22 protein-coding genes are annotated in these 20,298 nt (G+C 60.6%); 12 read left to right on the plus strand and 10 right to left on the minus strand.

Features of this window, described 5'->3' with window-relative positions; translation table 11 throughout:
• Nucleotides 1-50 precede the first annotated feature (50 nt).
• Entirely contained in the window at nt 51-692 is a 642-nt protein-coding gene (locus tag AC2GXZ_RS14065) for a DUF1638 domain-containing protein (protein ID WP_483759782.1), read from the minus strand.
• A gap of 14 nt (nt 693-706) precedes the next feature.
• Between AC2GXZ_RS14065 and AC2GXZ_RS14070 the strand changes: the two genes are divergently transcribed.
• Nucleotides 707-865, plus strand: a complete 159-nt coding sequence (locus AC2GXZ_RS14070) for an entericidin domain-containing protein (protein ID WP_483759783.1) — start codon at nt 707-709, stop codon at nt 863-865.
• 85 nt (nt 866-950) lie between these two features.
• Here AC2GXZ_RS14070 and AC2GXZ_RS14075 read toward each other — a convergent pair whose 3' ends face one another.
• Nucleotides 951-1,652 carry a corrinoid protein gene (locus AC2GXZ_RS14075; RefSeq protein WP_483759784.1) on the minus strand — a complete coding sequence of 234 codons (702 nt, stop codon included), beginning with the start codon at nt 1,650-1,652 and terminating at the stop codon, nt 951-953.
• 270 nt (nt 1,653-1,922) lie between these two features.
• Between AC2GXZ_RS14075 and AC2GXZ_RS14080 the strand changes: the two genes are divergently transcribed.
• From AC2GXZ_RS14080 to AC2GXZ_RS14090, 3 genes are all read left to right on the plus strand, one after another.
• On the plus strand, nt 1,923-3,497 hold the full coding sequence (locus AC2GXZ_RS14080; protein WP_483759785.1) for a trimethylamine methyltransferase family protein: 1,575 nt from the start codon (nt 1,923-1,925) through the stop codon (nt 3,495-3,497).
• 109 nt (nt 3,498-3,606) lie between these two features.
• Entirely contained in the window at nt 3,607-4,311 is a 705-nt protein-coding gene (locus AC2GXZ_RS14085; RefSeq protein ID WP_483759786.1) for a ferredoxin, read from the plus strand.
• Nucleotides 4,312-4,395: 84 nt separating this feature from the next.
• Nucleotides 4,396-4,761 (plus strand): hypothetical protein, encoded by a 366-nt coding sequence (locus AC2GXZ_RS14090; protein ID WP_483760256.1) that lies wholly within the window; start codon nt 4,396-4,398, stop codon nt 4,759-4,761.
• Nucleotides 4,762-4,839: 78 nt separating this feature from the next.
• Here the strand turns inward: AC2GXZ_RS14090 and AC2GXZ_RS14095 are convergent, their stop codons facing one another.
• The 6 genes from AC2GXZ_RS14095 to AC2GXZ_RS14120 all read right to left on the minus strand — a co-directional run bounded on the left by AC2GXZ_RS14095 (nt 4,840) and on the right by AC2GXZ_RS14120 (nt 10,369).
• A complete protein-coding gene (locus AC2GXZ_RS14095; protein ID WP_483759787.1) occupies nt 4,840-5,190 on the minus strand; it encodes a hypothetical protein in 351 nt (116 codons plus the stop codon).
• 19 nt (nt 5,191-5,209) lie between these two features.
• The gene (bmt, locus tag AC2GXZ_RS14100; RefSeq protein WP_483759788.1) at nt 5,210-6,223 is read right to left on the minus strand and encodes a betaine--homocysteine S-methyltransferase; all 1,014 of its coding nucleotides are present in this window, start codon (nt 6,221-6,223) and stop codon (nt 5,210-5,212) included.
• A 119-nt stretch (nt 6,224-6,342) separates the two neighbouring features.
• Nucleotides 6,343-7,395, minus strand: a complete 1,053-nt coding sequence (locus AC2GXZ_RS14105; RefSeq protein ID WP_483759789.1) for a quaternary amine ABC transporter ATP-binding protein — start codon at nt 7,393-7,395, stop codon at nt 6,343-6,345.
• Nucleotides 7,388-8,296 carry an ABC transporter permease gene (locus tag AC2GXZ_RS14110; protein ID WP_483759790.1) on the minus strand — a complete coding sequence of 303 codons (909 nt, stop codon included), beginning with the start codon at nt 8,294-8,296 and terminating at the stop codon, nt 7,388-7,390. The genes AC2GXZ_RS14105 and AC2GXZ_RS14110 overlap by 8 nt, the downstream gene beginning before the upstream one ends.
• Before the next feature lie 194 nt (nt 8,297-8,490).
• Entirely contained in the window at nt 8,491-9,486 is a 996-nt protein-coding gene (locus tag AC2GXZ_RS14115) for a glycine betaine ABC transporter substrate-binding protein (RefSeq protein ID WP_483759791.1), read from the minus strand.
• Between the two features lie 739 nt (nt 9,487-10,225).
• Nucleotides 10,226-10,369 carry a hypothetical protein gene (locus AC2GXZ_RS14120; protein ID WP_483759792.1) on the minus strand — a complete coding sequence of 48 codons (144 nt, stop codon included), beginning with the start codon at nt 10,367-10,369 and terminating at the stop codon, nt 10,226-10,228.
• 303 nt (nt 10,370-10,672) lie between these two features.
• On the opposite strand from AC2GXZ_RS14120, the gene cobU reads away from it, so the two are divergent.
• Nucleotides 10,673-11,194: a bifunctional adenosylcobinamide kinase/adenosylcobinamide-phosphate guanylyltransferase gene (gene cobU, locus AC2GXZ_RS14125; RefSeq protein WP_483759793.1), complete on the plus strand. Its 522-nt coding sequence runs from the start codon at nt 10,673-10,675 to the stop codon at nt 11,192-11,194.
• A 53-nt stretch (nt 11,195-11,247) separates the two neighbouring features.
• Here cobU and AC2GXZ_RS14130 read toward each other — a convergent pair whose 3' ends face one another.
• A complete protein-coding gene (locus AC2GXZ_RS14130; RefSeq protein WP_483759794.1) occupies nt 11,248-12,033 on the minus strand; it encodes a TSUP family transporter in 786 nt (261 codons plus the stop codon).
• A gap of 246 nt (nt 12,034-12,279) precedes the next feature.
• Here AC2GXZ_RS14130 and AC2GXZ_RS14135 point away from each other — a divergent pair, with 246 nt between their 5' ends.
• A complete protein-coding gene (locus AC2GXZ_RS14135) occupies nt 12,280-13,260 on the plus strand; it encodes a nucleoside hydrolase (protein ID WP_483759795.1) in 981 nt (326 codons plus the stop codon).
• Nucleotides 13,261-13,316: 56 nt separating this feature from the next.
• On the opposite strand, the gene AC2GXZ_RS14140 is transcribed toward AC2GXZ_RS14135, so the two are convergent.
• The gene (locus AC2GXZ_RS14140) at nt 13,317-14,042 is read right to left on the minus strand and encodes a Crp/Fnr family transcriptional regulator (protein ID WP_483759796.1); all 726 of its coding nucleotides are present in this window, start codon (nt 14,040-14,042) and stop codon (nt 13,317-13,319) included.
• A gap of 234 nt (nt 14,043-14,276) precedes the next feature.
• On the opposite strand from AC2GXZ_RS14140, the gene hemN reads away from it, so the two are divergent.
• The 6 genes from hemN (at nt 14,277) to AC2GXZ_RS14170 (ending at nt 20,289) form a co-directional block, all read left to right on the plus strand.
• Nucleotides 14,277-15,626: an oxygen-independent coproporphyrinogen III oxidase gene (hemN, locus tag AC2GXZ_RS14145; protein ID WP_483759797.1), complete on the plus strand. Its 1,350-nt coding sequence runs from the start codon at nt 14,277-14,279 to the stop codon at nt 15,624-15,626.
• A gap of 144 nt (nt 15,627-15,770) precedes the next feature.
• On the plus strand, nt 15,771-16,055 hold the full coding sequence (locus tag AC2GXZ_RS14150; RefSeq protein WP_483759798.1) for an acyl carrier protein: 285 nt from the start codon (nt 15,771-15,773) through the stop codon (nt 16,053-16,055).
• A 6-nt stretch (nt 16,056-16,061) separates the two neighbouring features.
• A complete protein-coding gene (locus AC2GXZ_RS14155; RefSeq protein ID WP_483759799.1) occupies nt 16,062-16,535 on the plus strand; it encodes a 3-hydroxyacyl-ACP dehydratase FabZ family protein in 474 nt (157 codons plus the stop codon).
• Between the two features lie 61 nt (nt 16,536-16,596).
• Complete coding sequence (locus AC2GXZ_RS14160; RefSeq protein WP_483759800.1) at nt 16,597-17,799, plus strand: beta-ketoacyl-ACP synthase; 1,203 nt, start codon at nt 16,597-16,599, stop codon at nt 17,797-17,799.
• Nucleotides 17,800-17,812: 13 nt separating this feature from the next.
• The gene (locus AC2GXZ_RS14165; RefSeq protein ID WP_483759801.1) at nt 17,813-19,099 is read left to right on the plus strand and encodes a beta-ketoacyl-ACP synthase; all 1,287 of its coding nucleotides are present in this window, start codon (nt 17,813-17,815) and stop codon (nt 19,097-19,099) included.
• Between the two features lie 161 nt (nt 19,100-19,260).
• Nucleotides 19,261-20,289 (plus strand): zinc-binding dehydrogenase, encoded by a 1,029-nt coding sequence (locus AC2GXZ_RS14170; RefSeq protein WP_483759802.1) that lies wholly within the window; start codon nt 19,261-19,263, stop codon nt 20,287-20,289.
• Nucleotides 20,290-20,298 lie beyond the last annotated feature (9 nt).

Genomic DNA, 20,298 nt, shown 5'->3' on the forward strand with positions numbered 1-20,298 from the left:
GTCAGGCTGTTATTGGCGGCAACCCTTGCCGAAAAGCGAAGAAAAAACCGTTAAGCCGAATGCAGTGCCGCCCCAAGATCGCCATAACCGGTGAACCGGTATTCGTATTCCAGCCCGAGATACTCAGCCGCCTCGCGCGCCTTGTTCTGAAGCCCTTCGTCCTCCTCCTGGCTGAGATAGACGAGCTTGCGGTAATTGCCGAAATACATGTCCCTCAATTGTGGATGCCGGTCGAGCCCCAGCGGTTCGATGACGAACGCACGAAACTGCCGGGCGAGAAAATCCGTCAGGAAAAAGGACAGCAGATCCTCGTCCGCCCTCGCATTGAAGGCGTCATTGCCGGAAAAGAACGAATAACAATGCGGGCCTTCGATCCGGGCAATGCCTTCGCGTTCGCACAACCGATCGATCCCGCCGCCGGTGCCACAATCCGCATAGGCAAAGAAGATCCGCTCAAAACCGTTTTTTCGCGCCTCGGCGACAGCCGCTTCCAATCCGGGAACGATCTTTTGCGGATAGGCGTGCCAGATCGCCGGCAGGCAATTGAGGTCGATATGCTCAAGGCCCTGTTGCCGGGAAACCACAATGACTTCCCGTGCGATCGCTCCGCACGCAATTACGTGAACCTTTTCGGCTTTGGAACGTTCCATAGCCGGAAAATCACTTTCCGACACAATTTGATCCTTACCCATCGGAGTATTCTATCATGACGGCCAAGACAGTCACGGTTATCGCCGCACTTTTCGCTGCAACGGTTTCGCTTTCTTCCTGCGGCAACACGATCCGCGGAATGGGTCAGGACACGGCCAATACCGTCAATGCAACGCAGGACGCCGGCCATCGTGTAGGCAAGGCGGCTCAGTAATCGCCCATTAGTCAGAGCGGCGCTCGCGCCGGATCAGATGACATCACCGCGCGCCATCCATAGTGCGCGGTGATGAGATAAGAAATCAGGCCCCGGCAGCCAGCCTGTTGTGCCTGCGCGCCATATAATCCTTCGCGGTTTCGACCGCGACAGCCGCATCACGGCAATAGGCATCGGCACCAACGGCCTTGCCGAATTCTTCGTTGAGCGGCGCGCCGCCGACCAGCACGACATAATCGTCGCGAATGCCTTTTTCCTTCATCGTGTCGATCACGACCTTCATATAGGGCATGGTCGTTGTCAAAAGTGCCGACATGCCTAGAATATCCGGCTGTTCGCGCTCGATCGCATCGAGATAGTTCTCGACCGGATTGTTGATGCCGAGGTCGACGACGTCGAAACCGGCGCCTTCCATCATCATGCCGACAAGGTTCTTGCCGATGTCGTGGATATCGCCCTTCACCGTGCCGATCACCACCTTGCCGAGCTTCGGTGCGCCGGTTTCGGCCAGAAGCGGACGCAGGATGAACATGCCCGCCTTCATCGCATTGGCGGAAAGCAGCACTTCCGGCACGAAGAGAATGCCGTCGCGAAAATCAATGCCGACGATGCGCATGCCCTCGACAAGCGCCTGGGTCAGGACGTCATAGGGCGTCCAGCCGCGCTCGAGCAGGATATTCGTCGCTTCCTCGATCTCCTCCTTCAGACCGTCATAGAGATCGTCATGCATCTGTTGAACGAGTTCTTCGTCGGAAAGCTCCGAAAGAATGATATCGTCGTCGGACATGAATTCTCTTCCCTGGTTGGTTGCGATGTTTTCAGATCGTCCAAGTCGCCCAAATCGGATTGACATCTGCAACTATGTCTAGCGTCAATTTGTTTCGCAATTTCTTTCGTAAGCGACAGGAACGCGTCGGAAAGAGAATGGTCGTCGCAGATGTCTTGAAATGTCTGTCTCGTGCAAATGCGTGACGCAGAAAGGCAGGAGAGGGCGTCAACGCAGGCCTAGCATGGACATCAGCGAATAAGCCAACAAGCGGCAATGGGTGAGGAAAACATGGACGATATCAGTCAGCAGACGGATATGGGCGGCGGGGCCGGTCGGCGTGGTCGTGGCGAACGGGGGGCGGCCGGCAGGCGCGCGGCCCGCACCGGTGGCGGCCCCGGTGTTTCCTTGCCCTACATCACCCGCAAGATCGGTACCTATGAAGTGCTGGACGAGGCAGGCCTTCAACTGATCGAGCGTAATGCCGACCTCATCCTCGAAGAGATCGGCATCGAGTTCCGCGACGATGAAGAAGCGCTGGAACTCTGGGCCAAGGCCGGAGCCGATGTCCGCGGCAGCCGCGTGCATTTCCCCAAAGGTCTTTGCCGCGAACTGTTGAAGACGGCGCCAAAGGAGTTCACCTGGCATGCCCGCAATCCGGCCCGCAGCGTCCATATGGGCGGCAATGCGACGGTCTTTGCCCCGGTCTATGGTCCTCCCTTCGTCCGCGATCTGGAAGGCAATCGCCGTTATGCGACGATCGAGGATTTCCGCAATTTCGTCAAACTGTCCTACATGGCGCCGTCGATGCATTCGTCCGGCGGCACGGTGTGCGAGCCGGTCGACGTGCCGGTCAACAAGCGCCATCTCGACATGGTCTACAGCCATATCAAATATTCCGACAAGCCGTTCATGGGCTCGGTCACCGCGCCGGAACGCGCCGAAGATACGATCGCCATGGCCAAGCTCGTTTTCGGCGACGAATTCGTCGAGAACAATTGCGTCACACTCAACCTCATCAACGCCAATTCGCCGATGGTCTTCGACGGCACCATGCTCGGTGCGCTAAAAGTCTATGCGCGCCACAACCAGGCCTCGGTCGTTTCGCCCTTCATCCTGTCGGGCGCCATGAGCCCGGTCACCGTCGCCGGAACACTGACGCAGATCCTCGCCGAAGTGCTGGCGGGGGCCGCGACCACCCAGCTCATCCGTCCAGGCTCGCCGGTCCTGTTCGGCACGTTTGCCGCCTCGATCTCGATGCAGTCGGGTGCGCCCACGTTTGGCACGCCGGAACCTTCGCTCGTTTCCTATGGTGCCGCCCAGCTCGCCCGTCGTCTCGGCCTGCCGTTCCGTACCGGCGGCTCGCTTTGCGGCTCCAAGGTGCCGGACGCACAGGCGGCGCATGAATCGGCCAATACGCTGAACACGACACTGCTTGCCGGCACCAACTTCGTCCTGCATGCGGCCGGCTGGCTCGAAGGCGGACTGGTCTCCTCCTATGAAAAATTCATGATCGACCAGGATCAGCTTGGCATGATGCAGAAAATGGCCGAGGGCGTCGATCTCTCCGAGGAAGGCCAGGCGCTGGATGCGATCCGCGAAGTCGGCCCCGGTAGCCACTATCTTGGTTGCGCCCACACCCAGGCGCATTTCCAGACCGCCTTCTACCGCTCGGCGCTGATGGACAACAACTCCTTCGAACAATGGGAGATCGAGGGCGAAAAACGCATCGAGCAGCGCGCCAACGCATTGTGCCGATCCTGGCTCGACGCGTACGAAGCCCCGCCGCTGGATGCCGCGATCGACGAGGCGCTTCTCGCCCTCATCAAGGATCGCAAGGACAGCATGCCCGACGCCTTCACTTGAAGAGAGCCCGAGGCCGCCAGGGAGCAAGGCGGCGCAAAGCAGGTCGCCGACTTTATCCAGGGTAGCGTCTGGCGACCGCATTACGAGTACAAGGGGCCGCGCTGAGACGATGAGCGGCCCGTCATCCCTCTGTCGGCAGATCGGCGATGCCCTTTATCCAAGCGGCATCCTACTGCGTGGTGCCGTGAATTTCGTCGCGGGCGAGGGGCCTTTGCTGGCAGACGGCATCAAAGCCATTTCGATCGTTCTTCTCGGCAATGCCGGAGGTTCGATCTGGCCGGCGTTTTCCGCATGGAAACGGAATTACGACGGCCCGGATCCGCTCGACACATGGTCGAAGGAAATTATCCGTCCGCTGGCCGAAAAGTTCGGCGGTACGGCCTATTTCCCCTCCGATCCGCCATGGCAGCCGTTCCAGCAATGGGCAATGCGCGCCGAAGGCTTGAAGCCGTCACCCCTCGGCATTCTCATCCATCCGCAATATGGCCTCTGGCATGGCTATCGCGGCGCGATTGGCTTTGCTTCCGAGATCGGCCACGACCTCACCAAGGAGGTCACCGTAGAGAGACACGCCTGCGAAGACTGCGCCACGAAACCTTGTCTGACCACCTGTCCCGTCGCCGCCATCGATCCTGATCCGCGACGGTTCGCGGTCGCGGCCTGCCGCAGCCATCTCGAAACGCCGGCGGGGCAGGGCGGCTGCATGCTCTACGGCTGTCTCGCGCGCAATGCCTGTCCGGTTGGCACCGCCTTCCGCTACCCGCCGGAGCAGCTGAAATTCCACATGCGAGCGCTGGGAAAAGCCGCGTCATAATGGACGTTGCGTCTGGATAAGGACGCGCTACATTCATTAGGCAGACCTATAACACTACCTGGGAGGAGTGATTACATGAAACGCATGTGGCCCGAAGAGTATGACTACGTTCTGAGCGATGCCGAGGAGGTAACGCTGGATGCTCCGGCATCGGTGAACGAGGAAGGCCTGCAGCTTGACGCCATCCACCGGCAGGCTCTCAAAGTCCGCATGTCGCAACAGGATTTCGAGAGAATCTGGCCATTGGCCGAGGCACGTTATCGTCTGGATGGACGCATGGTCGGCAAGGCGATCACGCTGATCACCAACAATCCCCATTATCACAGCTGGCACCCGGCAGATGGCGGTTTCGTCGAAACCATCTCCGATAGCGGCGTAAAGCATTTGACGAAATACGTCACCGTTCACTTCCTGCTGGATGACGTGCGGGAAGATGCCGTTGCGGCCTGATGGGTGCGTGAGGCGTCAATACACTGCGAAGGTGCATGGCACCTTCGCTTTGTCGCCGCGTTCGAGGCGGGCTAAAATTTAAACCGGCGCCTTGGGATAGGCCCGTTCCAGACCGCCGGAGCGGGTCAAGCCGTCTTTGAACGCCAGATAGGCGGGATGCTGGCTGGATTTTGCCGCTTCCGTCAGCCGGATCTGCAGCCGGTCGGGGGCTGCATCTCCCAGCCACTCACCGCATTTCTGCAGCTTAAGTGTATTGAGGAAGCGCGCATCTGACGCCTGGTCCAGATAAAGATGGATGCCGGCAAGCAGCAGGTCGTCGCTTGCCGGATTTGCCATGATCAGCGTCAGCCAGTTCTGCTTGTCTTCCGACAGGCTGGTGAGCCCTTCGGCGACAGTCTCCCGGCTTCCGATCGGCGATACGCTGCTCATGCTTTTTCCCTCTTGGCCCTTACCCCCGGCGGCGACGGCGTTCCCGCCCTGAATCTCCACCGGACTCGTTGGCCGTCTTATTGCGGAGAGGGCCGCTCTTGTCGACGATTTCCTCGACAGTCGGGCGAGGACGCGGTGTATAACCGTCGAGTGCGGCGCGCATTGCCGCCAGATGCTCGCAGGACGTGCCGCAGCAGCCGCCGATGATCCTGGCGCCGGCATCGCGGGCCAACCGCGCATATTCGGCCATCAGCGGCGGCGTGCCGGAATAGTAGATCTCGGCACCGCGAAATTCCGGAATGCCGCAATTGCCCTTGACGATGGTGATCGCATTCGGATCGGCTTCCGTCATGTCGAGCAGCGAGGCGAGGATGTCGGATGCACCGACACCGCAATTGGCGCCAACCGCTTCCGGACCGCTGCCGATATCGCCTGCGACCTGATGGATGTCCTTCGGGCTGAGCCCCATCATCGTCCTGCCGGCCGTGTCGAACGATCCGGTATAGGTATAGGGCAGGCCGACCTTCGTGGCCGCCTCCGCCGCCGCACGAATTTCGTCGGTGGCCGACATGGTCTCGATCCAGGCAACATCGACGCCGCCGGCCTTCAGCCCTTCCATTTGTTCGACGAAGGCGGCGACCGCGTCCTCATAGCTCAGCGCACCGAGCGGGATCAAAAGCTCGCCCGTGGGGCCGACGGAACCCGCGACGATGACCTTGCGGCCGGCGCCGTCCGCTACCGCCCTGGCGATTTCGGCAGCCCGCTTGTTGAGCGCAAACACCCGGTCCTGCGCATGATGCAGCTTGAGGCGGTGGCGCGTGCCGCCGAACGTGTTGGTCAGGATGATGTCGGCGCCCGCATCGACGAAGTCCTGATGCAGCTTGGTGATCCGCTCCGGATGCGCCTCGTTCCACATTTCCGGCGCTTCGCCGGCTTCCAGCCCCGCGGAAAACAGATTGGTTCCCGTCGCGCCATCGGCCAGCAACACGCCTTTTTCGGCAAGCAGGTCGGTCAAGGGATTGGTCGTCGGCATGGCATCCTCCTGAAAACTGTAAGCTGGATATAAAGCTTCCTTTATATGCTTTCAACATCGCAGGATGCGCGCCGGCTGCGACGCCGGCACCTCATTTTCCGTCGCGAATCGCTCCAGCTTTATTCCGCCGCCATTTTCGAGGCGTCCGATCCGGCCGGCGTCACCATCGCGGCGACCATCGTCTGCAGGTCGATCGTGCCGATCGGTGCCCCAGTCGTGTCAACGATTGTCGCTTTCGGCTGGCCCGTCTCGGTCATTACCTTGGCGGCGCCCTCGAGCGTGGTGCTTGCCTCGATCCGGGCGCCGTCGGCCTGTCCGTCGAACGGTTTCATCACGGTTTTCGCCTGGATCACCCGACCCCGGTTCACTTCCTTGACGAAGGCGGTGATGTAGTCATCGGCCGGTGACAGCACGATTTCCTGACCGGTTCCCTGCTGCACCACCTGGCCATCGCGCAGGATGGTGATCTTGTCGCCGAGCCTCAGCGCCTCGTCGAGATCGTGGGTGATGAAGACGACGGTTTTCTTCAGCTCCGCCTGCAGATCGAGCAGCACGCTTTGCATATCGACGCGGATCAGCGGATCGAGCGCCGAATAGGCTTCGTCCATCAGCAGGATATCGGCATCGTTGGTGAGCGCTCTTGCAAGGCCGACGCGTTGCTGCATGCCGCCGGAAAGCTGGTTGGGATAATGGTTCTCGAAGCCCGCAAGCCCGACACGCTCGATCCAGTATTGGCCTTTTTTGGTGCTTTCCGAGCGCGAAATTCCCTGGATGTCGAGCCCGTAGACTGTATTTTCGATCACCGTGCGATGCGGTAGCAGCGCGAATTTCTGGAATACCATCGCCGTCTTGTGGCGACGGAATTCCCTCAGGTCCCGTTCGTTCATGCCGCAGACATTGACGCCGTCATAAACGACCTCGCCATAGGTCGGCTCGATCAACCGGTTGATATGGCGGATCAGCGTCGACTTGCCGGAGCCCGACAGCCCCATCACGACGGTAATGCCGCCCGCCGGCATTGAGATGTTGATGTCCTTCAATCCGAGCACATGCCCGTATCGCTCGTTGAGTTCGGCCTTGGACAGACCGTTCTTGACAGCCTCGACGTGCTCGCGGCCATTCGGGCCGAAGATCTTGTAGAGCCCTTTGATCTCGATGCCGTGACTAGCCATGGACCACCTCCGAATGGCGCTGGAGCCGTTTGCCGAAGGCCTGGCTGGTTCGGTCGAAGATGATGGCGATCGCCACCAATGCAAAACCGTTGAGGAAGCCGAAGGTGAAGAACTGGTTGGCAATCGCCTGCAGCGTGTTCTTGCCGAGTCCGCCGACGCCGACCATCGAGGCGACCACCACCATGGCAAGCGACATCATGATCGTCTGGTTGATGCCGGCCATGATCGTCGGCAAGGCGAGCGGCATCTGCACGTTCCACAATTTCTGGCTGGCCGAGGAGCCGAAGGCGTCGGCCGCTTCCAGCACTTCCTTGTCGACGAGCCGGATGCCGAGATTGGTGAGGCGGATCATCGGCGGCACCGCATAGATGACCACCGCGATCAGCCCGGGCACCTTGCCGATGCCGAAGATCACCACAACCGGGATCAGGTAGACGAAGCTCGGCATCGTCTGCATCACGTCGAGGATCGGGTTGATGACGCCCTGGATGCGGTCCGACCGCGCCATCAGAATGCCGATCGGCAGGCCGATGATGATGGCGATCAGCGTCGAGACCGTGACGATCGCAAGCGTCGTCATCGTATCTTCCCACAATCCGACCATGCCGATCAGCGTCATGCCGATCGCCGTGCCGACGGTGATACGGATACTGCGGCTGCCGAGATAGACGACCAGCATCATGACGATCAGCACGACAACCCAGGGAGAGGTGGTGAATAGCCTTTCGAGGTAGTTCAGGAACCATTGCAACGGCGCCTTCAGCGCGTCGATAATGTAGCCATATTCCCGCACAAGGCCCTTGAAGCCTTCGTCGATCACCTGGCGTGCCTGACGGATATAGCTGTCGCTGATCGCCGGAAACCTACAGAGGGCTCGCGGCAGGAACTCGCAGATCGCCATGCTTTTCCCCTTTTTTAGCTGTTCTTGTCTTGGCTGTCCGGGTGCCGCGCAATGACATGGCTTTCGGTCGCGCTTTTATTGTCCCGGGCAGGCATTGTTGCGTGGGATCATCGTCTCCACGCGGCTTGATGCGACATGCTTCGCGACGCGAAGAGAGGCGGTGGATGATCACCGCCTCCGTTTTCAGCGCGACATCAGAGCGATGCCTTGATCTTTTCCGCGACATCCGGAGCAACCCACTTGGTCCATACTTCCGGCATGGTTTCGAGGAAATGCTTGGCGGCATCCGCATTGGTGCCCTGGTTGTCGATCTGCCAGGCCAGAATGCTGTTGACCGTCGCATTGCCCCATTTGCGGGCCTTTATATAGTCCATCGCCACGCCGGCCTTGTCGGCGAACTGCTTGGTGACGACCGTGAAGGCCTGCGAGGTCGGATAGGAGTTGACCTTGGGATTGGCGCAATCGGGAACGGCCGTGCAGGCATCCCAGTCGGCCTTGTTATGCGGCACGTCGAAGGACAACTTCACCATTTCGTATTTGCCGAGAATGGCGGTCGGTGCCCAGTAATAACCGAGCCAGCCTGTCTTCTTTTCGAATGCGCTGGCAATCGAGCCGTCGAGGCCAGCAGCGGAACCGGTATCGACCAGATCGAAGCCCTTTTCCTTCGCGCCGATCGCTCTGTAGAGATTGGCGGTCGAAACCTGGCAGTTCCAGCCTGCCGGGCAGTTGGTCACCGCGGCCTTGGAAGGATCTTCCGGAGCCGGGAACAGGTCGGGATGCTTGAGTGCTTCCTGCACCGTCTTGATCTCGGGATGGGCATCGGCGAGGAATTTCGGGATCCACCAGCCTTCGACCGCGCCATCGGCGAGGATTTCGGCAGCTTCGATCAGCCGGCCTTCCTTGACCGCGGCATCGAGCGGCGTGCGAACGGCATTGATCCAGAATTCCGGCGCCATGTCCGGCTGCGCCTTTTCGTTCATCGAGGTGAATGTCGGCATCGTATCGCCGGTCACAAGCTCGACGGAGCAGCCGTAGCCTTCCTCGAGAATGATCTTGTCGACATTGGCAGCGACACCCGCCGAAGCCCAGTTCATTTCGGCAATCGAGACCGAACCGCAATCGGCATGAGCGGCACCGGCAAAGGCATAAAGACCGGCCGCGAAGGCAGCGGAAGCAAGGAGTTTTTTCATCGTAAGACCTCCCAGTCTTGTTTGTTGACAATCAATACATGGAGCCGGTGCAACCGAGATCCGTTGATGAAGCGCCTGGGAGCAGCAAGAGGCCGCGCCCTTGAGTATGGTCGCTGTCTGCATGCGTCTTTTTGCTACCTGAGCAATTGCCGCAGATAGGGCGCATTTTTTTGTCAGCAGGGATAGCGTACGGCCTAAATCAAATAAATCAACAGCTGCTGTCAGTGCGGCTTATCCGAGCAGTTCTCGTAACTTGTTGGAAAACTGTGATTTGTGCCTGACGCAAGGCCTAAAAACGATCAAATGCCGCCTATCTGCGCTGTCGGGCGTCCTGCAACCTCGGCGCGATCAGAAACAACGCGAAAGTCATCCCCGAAATTTGACGTTTTATAGCTGATTAGCGCCGCCTGCTGTGTCGCGCTTTTTTTCTCATTCCGTTGAAAAACATCATCGGCAGGCGAAAAATGCCGTCAGGCAGCCGATAATGCGGGGGCGACGAGGTGGTTACCGAACCTGTCGCACAGGGCTTTGGGACATCGACGCCGTTTTTGCGGGGAGGCGCTAACCATCCGGTAAGGATGTGACGCTAATGATCTGGGCGCGGACAGATCGTCTGCCTGTGGCGCCGGATCAGGTAATGCGTACCGGTTGCCCCATTGTTGTTGTTTTCCCCAAATACCCGCAAACGAAGAAGGGCCCTTCAGGCCCTGGCAAAAATCCTCGTCGCCGGTTTCTGGCGTCAGCCGGAATTCGACGTTCTGATGAAGCCGAACAGCGACGAACGCTTCTGGTTGTCGGAGGGACGGGCGTTGCGGAAAGCGCGCGGAGTTTCGGAATTCCAGGCGATCTGGACGCCGCTGTTGTTCCTGAAAATATAGAGCATCTGGGTGTTTCCTCGGTGGCCGCGACGACCTTCGCAAAGCCTTATGTTTTGTCGATCCAATACGCTTAGCCGGGGCGTCGCGCCACTCGTTAAATCGTCACGCGATGTCGCAAAAAGAATAGTGCGTCGAAATGCGCCGGGGCTGACGTGTCCGGGCGGTCAACTGCTGCCTGTTGACTTCATCGGCGTCCTGTCCGACCATGAAGCTGCAATGCGAATCCAGACAAACACCAACACGGGCCGGACGCCTCCGATATCTACGAATCGTCCGGTCTCGTCTGGCCTCGACGCGATGTTTTTCCCATGAACCTTTCCGGCAGGACGGGCCTTGTGCTCGGCGGCGCGCGCTCCGGCAAGTCGGCTTTTGCCGAACGGCTTGCCACGCAGACGGGGCTGGACCGGCACTACATTGCCACCGGCCGCGCCTATGACGACGAGATGCGCGAGCGCATAATCCGCCACCGCGACGACCGCGGTCCTTCCTGGATTACCCACGAGGAGCCGCTGAAGCTCGCTGAAACGCTTCAAGCACTTGATACGCCCGGCCACGTCGTGCTCGTCGATTGCCTGACGCTCTGGGTTACCAATCTGATGATGGAGGAGGCCGACATTCCGGCACAGGCGGCAGATCTTGTCGCCCGGATTTCGGCGTCCCGGTCCACCGTGATCCTCGTGTCGAACGAGGTCGGTCTTGGAATAGTGCCTGAGAACCGCATGGCCCGCGAATTTCGCGACCACGCCGGGCGGCTGCACCAGCAGATTGCCGCAGTCGCCGACGAGGTGTTTTTCATTGCCGCCGGCCTGCCTCTCAGGATGAAGGGCTGAAACCCCTCACAGCGCAAGCCCGAAGCGGTTTACGACAGACCGCAGGAGCCCGATCACCAGCCAAGCCAGAGGCGGGCAGGGTGGTTGGGATCGGCAAGCAGCTTCGTCGCCAGCGCCAGGCATGAAATCACCAGCAGCGGCTTGATCAGCCTTGCGCCCTTCTTCATCGCCAGACCGGAGCCGATCTGGGCGCCGATGAACTGGCCGACACCCATCATCAGCCCGACCTTCCAGAGAATGGAACCGGTCAGGGCAAACACCAGGAACGAGCCGAAATTCGAGCCGAAATTGATGAGCTTGGTATTTGCCGTCGCCTTCAGCAGGCCGAAGCCCGCCAGAAGCACGAAGCCCAGCATGTAGAACGAACCGGCACCCGGTCCGAAAACCCCGTCATAAAGGCCAACCAGCGGTACGACCGTGACGCCGAAAACGAAAGGTGTCACGCGCCGGTGACCGTCGACATCGGCAAGATTGGGTTTTAGCGCGAAGAACAGCGCGATCGCGATCAGCAGGAACGGGATCGCGGTGGCAAGCGCTGTCGCCGGAACAACGGAGGCGAGCAATGCCCCGCAGGCGCCGCCCGCCATCCCCATCAATGCCATCGGCATCTGGTCGCGCAGGTTGATATGACCCTTGCGGGCATAGGCGATTGTCGCCGAGGCCGAGGCGAATTGCGATTGCAGCTTGTTCGTCGCGATCGCCTCGAGCGGCGGAATGCCGGCAATCAGCAGCACCGGAATGGTGATCAGCCCGCCGCCCCCCGCAATCGAATCGACGAAACCGGCAAAGCAGGCGGCAAGGAACAGGATGAGGAGAAACTGGAAGGCGATATCGGGCACGGGATGAACTCGAAGGCAGCGGCGTGGAGGCACGCGGGGCAGGGTGGATTGGTCGTTTGGGCGGGAACAGCCTTGTGGCACCGAAGCCCTGTTCGGGCAAGACCTGCCGTGATCCCGGCGATCGGCCGGACGCAAACGGGATTGCGCCGCATCTCAATGCCGTTATGGTGCGCCGCTTCGCGCATATGAGCGCCAGAGAACAAGACATCACCAGAGAACAAGACATCAGCAGAAACGGACAACCGCATGCACAAGGTCATATTCGATACCGATCCCGGCGTGGATGACGCCATGGCGCTCCTTTATCTCCATCGCCATCCGGATATCGATCTTGTCGGCGTCACCACGGTGTTCGGCAATGCGCCGGTCGAGATCACCACGCGTAATGCACAATTCCTCCACAAGGCCTGGAACATCGCGGCTCCGATCGCCCGGGGAGCCGAGCGGCCCTATGACGATCGCCGTGGCTCCGGCCATTTCGCCACCACCGTTCATGGCGAGGACGGGCTCGGCAATATCGGCGTGCCGCTGGAAATCGAGCACCCGCTCGATACCCGCTCCGCCGCACAGTTCATCATCGACACGGTGAAGAGCGATCCGGGCAATGTGACGCTCGTTGCGGTCGGCCCGATGACCAATCTGGCGCTGGCGCTGAAATCCGACCCGCATATCGCTTCACTGGTCAAGGAAGTGGTGATCATGGGCGGCGCGTTCGATATCAACGGCAATGTCACGCCGGCCGCCGAAGCCAATATCTACAACGATCCGGAAGCAGCCGACGCGGTTTTCACCGCGTCGTGGAAAGTGACGCTGATCGGTCTCGACGTGACGATGAAGACCACCATGTCCTCGGATTATATGGCGGCCATGGTCCAGGCCGGTCCGCCGGAACTGAAGCTGCTGTCCGATCTTTCGCAGTTCTATATCGATTTCTATCGCCAGAGGGTCGGTCTTGATGGCATGGCGCTGCATGACAGCTGCGCCTGCGTCTATCTCACCGAGCCGCATCTCTTCGACATCAGGACCGGTCCGGTGCGTGTTGTCTGCGGCGGCATTGCCGATGGCGAGACCATTCAGGCACCCGATCAGGGCCGGAAATTTACCGGCAGCGCCTGGGACGGCGTGCCGAGCCAGGTCGTCTGCACCGGCATACGTGCCGATGGCGTGCTGGAGGCTATCCGGACCGTTCTCGTTGAAGCCCGCGCGCCGCAAAGCAGCAAGGATTAAAGATCCGTCACGCGGATCGGCCAACGGGGGCAGGCAAGGGGGATCGGTCAGGCGGCTCAGTCGCCGCCGGCGGCCATTCCCAGCCGGTCGAGATCCGGCACATAGACCTGCCGGTTGTTCTCGACATGGATGAGCCCGTCCTTGCGCAGCTTCGTCATTTGCCGGCTCACCGTCTCGATCGTCAGCCCGAGGAAATCGGCGATGTCTGCGCGCGACAGCGGAAGTTCGAAGGCGCAGGCGCCCAGCCGGTCGGTTTCGGCATGGGCGGCAACCAGCATGATCAGGCTCGCCACCTTCTCGCGCGCCGACTTGCGGCCAAGCGTCAGCATCCAGTCGCGCGCCTCGTCCAGTTCCGTCAGCGCCTGATTGTGCAGCCGGCTGCCGAGCTCGGCCGATTCGCAGATCATCCGTTCGAGGATCTTGCGCGGCAGGATACAGAGTTCGGCATCGGTCGCGGCTTCTGCCGCCATCAGGCTTTCGCCGAGGAAGGGGCGCCCCATGAAATCCGGGGCAAATTGCAGGCCGACGATCTGCTGGCGGCCGTCGGCCATGATCTTCGACAGTTTCACCACACCCTTCAGGATGTTGGAATAGGACGACACCTGTTCGCCCTGGCCGATCAGTTCTGTGCCTGCTTCCACCGCCCGGCGTTGGGAATGTTTGTTCAGTTCGGAAAGCTGCTGTGGCGTCAGCGTCGAACAGACGCCGCCATGACGAGCCTCGCAGGCCCGACAAACCAGCGGTATCTCGTGAATATCCACGATCTTCAGCTGTGCATCCATCCTCATACCCCCTCGCTGGCTCACCGCCCCGAAAACCGGACAGGATTTCCGGATGTCGCGATGCGCAGGTCTAAAAGCTGCAGCACTCTTCGCGCGCCTTGAGTGGCGGGCGGCGCTGCAGACGGCAATCATCGGCCAGACCTTGGTTCAGCAGAGGTTCTCGTGCTTGATCCAGGTCAAAGTCGCCTAAATATTCCGCAGGTAGCTCTAGATGCGCATGAAATGAGGTGCGCGATGAACGAAAGATTGCTTACGAAATATTCAGGCGCGGTGCCACGTTACACTAGCTATCCGACTGCGCCGCATTTTCACACTGGTGTAAATTGCGACATCTATTCGCAGTGGCTGTCTGAACTGGGTTCCAAGAGCAGCCTGTCGCTTTACCTTCACATTCCCTATTGCGACCGTCTCTGTTGGTTCTGTGCGTGCCACACCAAGCAGACGCTGCGGTATGAACCGATCACCGCCTATCTCGCAGCCCTGCGCCGCGAGATCGCAGCCGTTGGCGCAAGGCTGCCAGCCGGCGCAAGGGTCACCGCCATCCATTTCGGCGGCGGTTCGCCGACCATGCTGAGGCCTAAGCACATGATCGACCTGATGGCCTGTCTGCGTGCCTCGTTCGATGTCGCGGACGAGGCCGAGATCAGTGTCGAGATGGACCCCAATGATCTCGACGAACCGCGTTACGATGCGCTGGCCGAAATCGGCCTGACGCGCGCGAGCCTCGGTGTCCAGGATTTCGATCCGACCGTGCAGAAGGCGATCAACCGCATCCAGACTTTCGAACAGACCAGATCCGTCGTCGATGCGGTGCGGGCACGTGGTGTCGGCTCGGTCAATTGCGACGTCCTCTACGGCTTGCCGCATCAGACGCTTGCGGGCGTCGAGCGTACGTTGTCCGATATCCTCTCGCTGTCGCCGGACCGTGTGGCGCTTTTCGGTTACGCCCATGTACCGTGGATGAAGAAACATCAGACGATGATCCCCGACAGCGCCCTGCCGGATATCCCCGAGCGTTTCCGCCAAAGCGCCTTTGCCAGCCAGATGCTGGTCGACGCGGGTTACCAGTCGATCGGTATCGATCATTTCGCCAAACCGTCTGATTCGATGGCCGTTGCCGCAAGAACCGGGTGCCTGCGCCGCAATTTTCAGGGCTACACCACCGACAGCGCCGATGCGCTGATCGGGCTTGGGGCCTCGTCGATCAGCCAGTTGCCGCAAGGTTATGTGCAGAATATGCCGGCGACCGGCGAATACCAGCGCATGGTCGAAGGCGAGGGGCTGGCCGCCGTAAGAGGTGTGGAGCTCTCCGAAGACGACCGTATGCGCGCCTATGTCATTGAGCGGCTGATGTGCGATTTCGGCTTCGAGTTCATGCCCTTGCTGGCACGTTTTCCGACGGGCGCCCACGAACTGATTTCGGAGGCTCGCGCCTTTGCCCGCCGCAACCCGGACGACATCTGTCGTGTCGGCAACGCGTCCTTCACCATCACCCCGGAAGGCCGGCCTTTCACCCGCACCATCGCCGCGGTTTTCGACAGATATCTCGAGACCGGCCTTGGCCGGCACTCTATTGCGGTCTAGGTTTCAAGCCTCCATGATTGCAGTCCGGTCGATTGCTGTTTAGGCAACAGTTTCGGTGCAAATTTCGACCCCGAAAAACGAAGCCATTGGCATTTGGAACCGTTTTCCCTATGTGGGGCTCTGAATTACCTATTCTAAAAGGACATGGGCGTGACTGCTACATTCGACAAAGTTGCTGATATCATTGCTGAAACCAGCGAAATCGACCGGGAAACCATCACCCCGGAAAGCCACACGATCGACGATCTCGGCATCGACAGCCTCGATTTCCTCGACATCGTCTTCGCGATCGACAAGGAATTCAGCATCAAGATCCCGCTCGAGCAGTGGACCCAGGAAGTCAACGAGGGCAAGGCTTCGACGGAAGAATATTTCGTTCTGAAGAACCTCTGTGCCAAGATCGACGAGCTGAGGGCGGCAAAGGCCTGATCTGCCATGCTGCTTGAATATTTCCAGATGATCGATCGGGTGGAAACGCTCGATCTCCAGGCCAAAACGCTCACGGCGCGCTCCACCGTGCCGGCGAATAGCCCCGTATTCGAGGGCCATTTCCCCGGCATGCCGCTCGTGCCGGGCGTGCTTCTCATCGAAACCATGGCGCAGGCCTCCGGCATGCTGGTGCTTGCCGCGACCGACTTTGCCGCCATGCCGTTCCTGATGACCGTCGATGGCGCCAAGATGCGCACTTTCGTCGAGCCGGAAGCCGTGCTCGACATCGAGGCGTTTCTGGAGCATGAGGGCTCGGGTTATGCCGTCACCAAGGCGAAGATCACCTGCGGTGGCAAGAAGGTTTGCGACGCACAGTTGAAGCTGCGCACCATGCCGTTTTCCGAAATCCCGCTGGCGCCGATCGTGCGCAAGCGCGCCGAGGAAGTGGGCCTGGTCGCGGCGATGAAGGCCGGCGCCTGATCGTTTCTCCCGAACGCGAGAAGCGCCGCCCAAACGCGCAGGGTCCGCAAAGAGGACGAAGATGAAGTCTGACAATGATGTTGTGATCACCGGTATCGGTATCGTCACCGGCCAGGGCGTCGGCAAGGAAGCGCATGTCGCTCTCCTGTTGCAGCCATCGGCGGGTGAGCCGAAGGTGGAAACCGAACGGTTCGCGCCCTATCCGGTGCATCCCATGCCGGAGATCGACTGGTCGACGCAGATCGCCAAGCGTGGCGACCAGCGGCAGATGGAAAACTGGCAGCGGCTCGGCGTGTTTTCCGCCGGTCTCGCTCTCGATGATGCCGGCCTCAAGGACGATGCGGAAGCCTGTGCCTCGATGGACATGATCGTCGCGGCCGGCGGCGGCGAACGCGATATCAAGGTCGATTCGCTGATCGTCGAGGAAGCGCTGAAGCGCAACGACCGCGAGATCGTGCTCAACGAGAAGCTGACGACCGAGCTTCGTCCGACGCTTTTCCTCGCCCAGCTCTCCAACTTGATGGCCGGCAATATCTCGATCGTCCACAAGGTCACCGGTTCGTCGCGCACGTTCATGGGCGAGGAATCGGCCGGCATTTCCGCCGTCGAGACCGCTTTCCACCGCATCAAGGCCGGTCAGTCGACCCATAGCCTGGTCGGCGGCGCCTTCATCGCCGAGCGGGCGGACATCCTGCTTCTGGTCGAGGGCATCCGCGCCCATGCAACCGGCGAATGGCATCCTCTCTGGTCGCGTTCGACCGAAAATGGCGGCGGCATGATCATGGGCACGGTGGGTGCCTTCCTCGTTCTCGAATCCCGCAGCCGGGCGCAAGCCCGCGGGGCTCACATCTATGCCGTCATCGATGCCGTCGAAGGCGATCGCGGTGCCCGCGACGAAAGCCGGCTGGAAAAGCGCCTCTCGCGCCTCTCCGGCCTCGGTTCCGCTGCCAAGGGCGACGAGACGGTGGTCTTTTCCGGCGCAAGCGGCATGGTCGATCTTGCCGCGCGCGAAAAATCCGTTCTGGAAGAGCAGTTTCCAGGTGCGGCGATCCGCGGTTTCGGTGGCGTCACCGGACACGGCATGGAAGCCCAGTTCCCGCTTGGTCTGGCGCTTGCGGCCCTGTCGCTCGACGGCAAAAGCGTTGTTCCGGCTTTCGACAAAGACAATGAAACCGCCATGTCGAAGCCCGCGAAGCACGCAGTGGTGACGACGGTCGGTTATACGCGCGGCGAGGGCGTTGCCGTCCTCTCGGCCGACGCCTGAAGGAGTGTTGAAGATGAGTGACAATCGCTTCACCGATCATCTAGGACGCCCGCTCGTGGCTGTCACCGGCATGGGCGTCATCACCTCGCTGGGGCAGGGGCTGACCGATAATTGGTCGGCGCTGACCTCCGGCACCTCCGGCATCCACAAGATCACCCGTTTCCCGACCGATGGTCTCTCGACCCGCATCAGCGGCACGGTGGATTTCATCGCCGTGCCGGCAGCAAATTCCGTCGAACGCTCCTTCGCGTTTGCCCGCGAGACGACACGGGAAGCTTTGGCCCAGGCCGGGCTTTCGGGCGATTTCGACGGTCCGCTGTTCCTGGCCGCCCCTCCGGTCGAGCCCGAATGGCATGATCGTTTCGCACTTGCCGATCGTTCGCCGCCATCCAAGGCCGAAGGCGATGCCTATGAACGTTTTCTGACGGCCATGCGCGAAAGGCCGGATCCGGTCTTCCTCGAAGCCGTGCAGTTCGGTTCAATCTCGGAACGCCTGTCCGACATGTTCGGCACCCGCGGTCTGCCGGTGACCTTGTCGACCGCCTGCGCATCGGGTGCAACGGCGATCCAGCTCGGCGTCGAAGCGATCCGCCAGGGCCGCACCGACCGAGCCCTGGTCGCCGCGACCGACGGTTCCGTCAGCGTCGAGGCACTGGTGCGTTTCTCGCTTCTGTCGGCGCTGTCGACCCAGAACGACCCGCCGGAAAAGGCATCCAAGCCTTTCAGCAAGGACCGCGACGGTTTCGTCATCGCCGAAGGGGCCGCAACACTCGTGCTCGAATCGGTCGAGTCGGCGCTTGCCCGCGGCGCCAAAGTGCTCGGCATCATCAAGGGCCTTGGCGAAAAGGCCGACCATTTCCACCGCACCCGCTCGTCTCCGGACGGCGGGCCGGCGATCGCGACCATCCGCGCAGCGCTGGAAGATGCCGGTATGGACGAAAGCGGCATCGGCTATATCAATGCCCACGGCACATCGACGCCGGAAAACGACAAGATGGAATATGGCGCCATGCTTGCCGTCTTTGGTGAGCGCATGAAGAACATTCCGGCTTCGTCGAACAAGTCGATGATCGGTCACACGCTGACCGCGGCCGGTGCCGTCGAGGCGGTGTTCTCGATCCAGACCATGCTGACCGAGACCTTGCCGCCGACCATCAACCACACCAATCCCGATCCGACCATCGAGCTCGATGTGGTGCCGAATGTGAAGCGCAACGGTTCGCCCAGGGCGGTGCTGTCCAACTCCTTCGGTTTTGGCGGCCAGAACGCCAGCCTTGTCATGACGCTGGAACCGGTCTAAGGCCTGCGCCACAGAAAAATGACGTCATCCTCGAGTTTGTCCCGAGGACTAAAGGGCGTCGATACATAAATGAGTGCTGGCACATGCTCGGGACAAACCCGAGCATGACGCATATTTGAGCGTCGGTGTTCGCCTCATGCATCCGGAAGGAAACGAAAAACATGCGCGCGCTGCAACTGATCGATGACCGCAAGCTCGAAGCCGTCGACATTCCCGAGCCGGAAGCACCTGGTCCGGGCGAGGTGACGCTGCGCGTCAAGGCCGTCGCCTTGAACCATATCGACGTCTGGGGCTGGCGCGGCATGGCATTTGCCAAGCGCAAGATGCCGCTCACTATCGGCGCGGAAGCCGCCGGCGTCGTCGAGGCCATCGGACCGGGCGTAGCCAACGTTCTTCCCGGCCAGCTCGTGTCCATCTACGGTGCGCGCACCTGCGGTCTCTGCAAGCCTTGCCGTGAGAAGCGTGACAATCTCTGCGAAAACGTCTCCGGCGTTCACGGTTTCCATCTCGATGGTTTTGCCCAGGAAAAGGCGAACCTTCCCGCCCGCCTTCTGGTTCCGGCCCCTCCGGGCGTCGATGCGGTCGCGGCCGCTCTTGCCCCGGTCACCTTCGGTACCGTCGAACACATGCTGTTCGACAATGCCAAGCTGCAGCCGGGCGAAACCATCCTTGTCCACGCCGGCGGCTCCGGCATCGGTTCGGCAGCCATCCAGCTGGCCAAGAAGACCGGTTGCACCGTCATCACCACGGTCGGCTCAGACGACAAGATCGAGAAGGCCAAGGCGCTCGGCGCCGATCACGTCATCAACTACCGCACCGACCGCTTTGAAGGTGTTGTCCGCAAGCTCACCAAGAAGAAGGGCGTCGACGTCGTTTTCGAACATGTCGGCAAGGATACCTGGGCCGGCTCCATGCTCTGCATGAAGCGCGGCGGCCGCCTTGTCACCTGCGGATCGACCTCCGGTGTCTCGACCGACCTCAACCTGATGATGCTGTTCCAGCAGCAGCTCAAGCTGCTCGGCTCCTTCGGTTGCCGCATGGAGAACATGGCCGATGCCATGCAGAAGATGGCGCGCGGCATCGTCCATCCGGTGATCGACACCGAGGTGACCTTCGACGAGATCGACAAGGCGCTGGAGCGCATGGAAGGTCGCCAGATCTTCGGCAAGATCGTCCTGAGGATGGACTGAGGCCGATAT

Source organism: Aliirhizobium sp. YIM B11859, assembly GCF_057163345.1.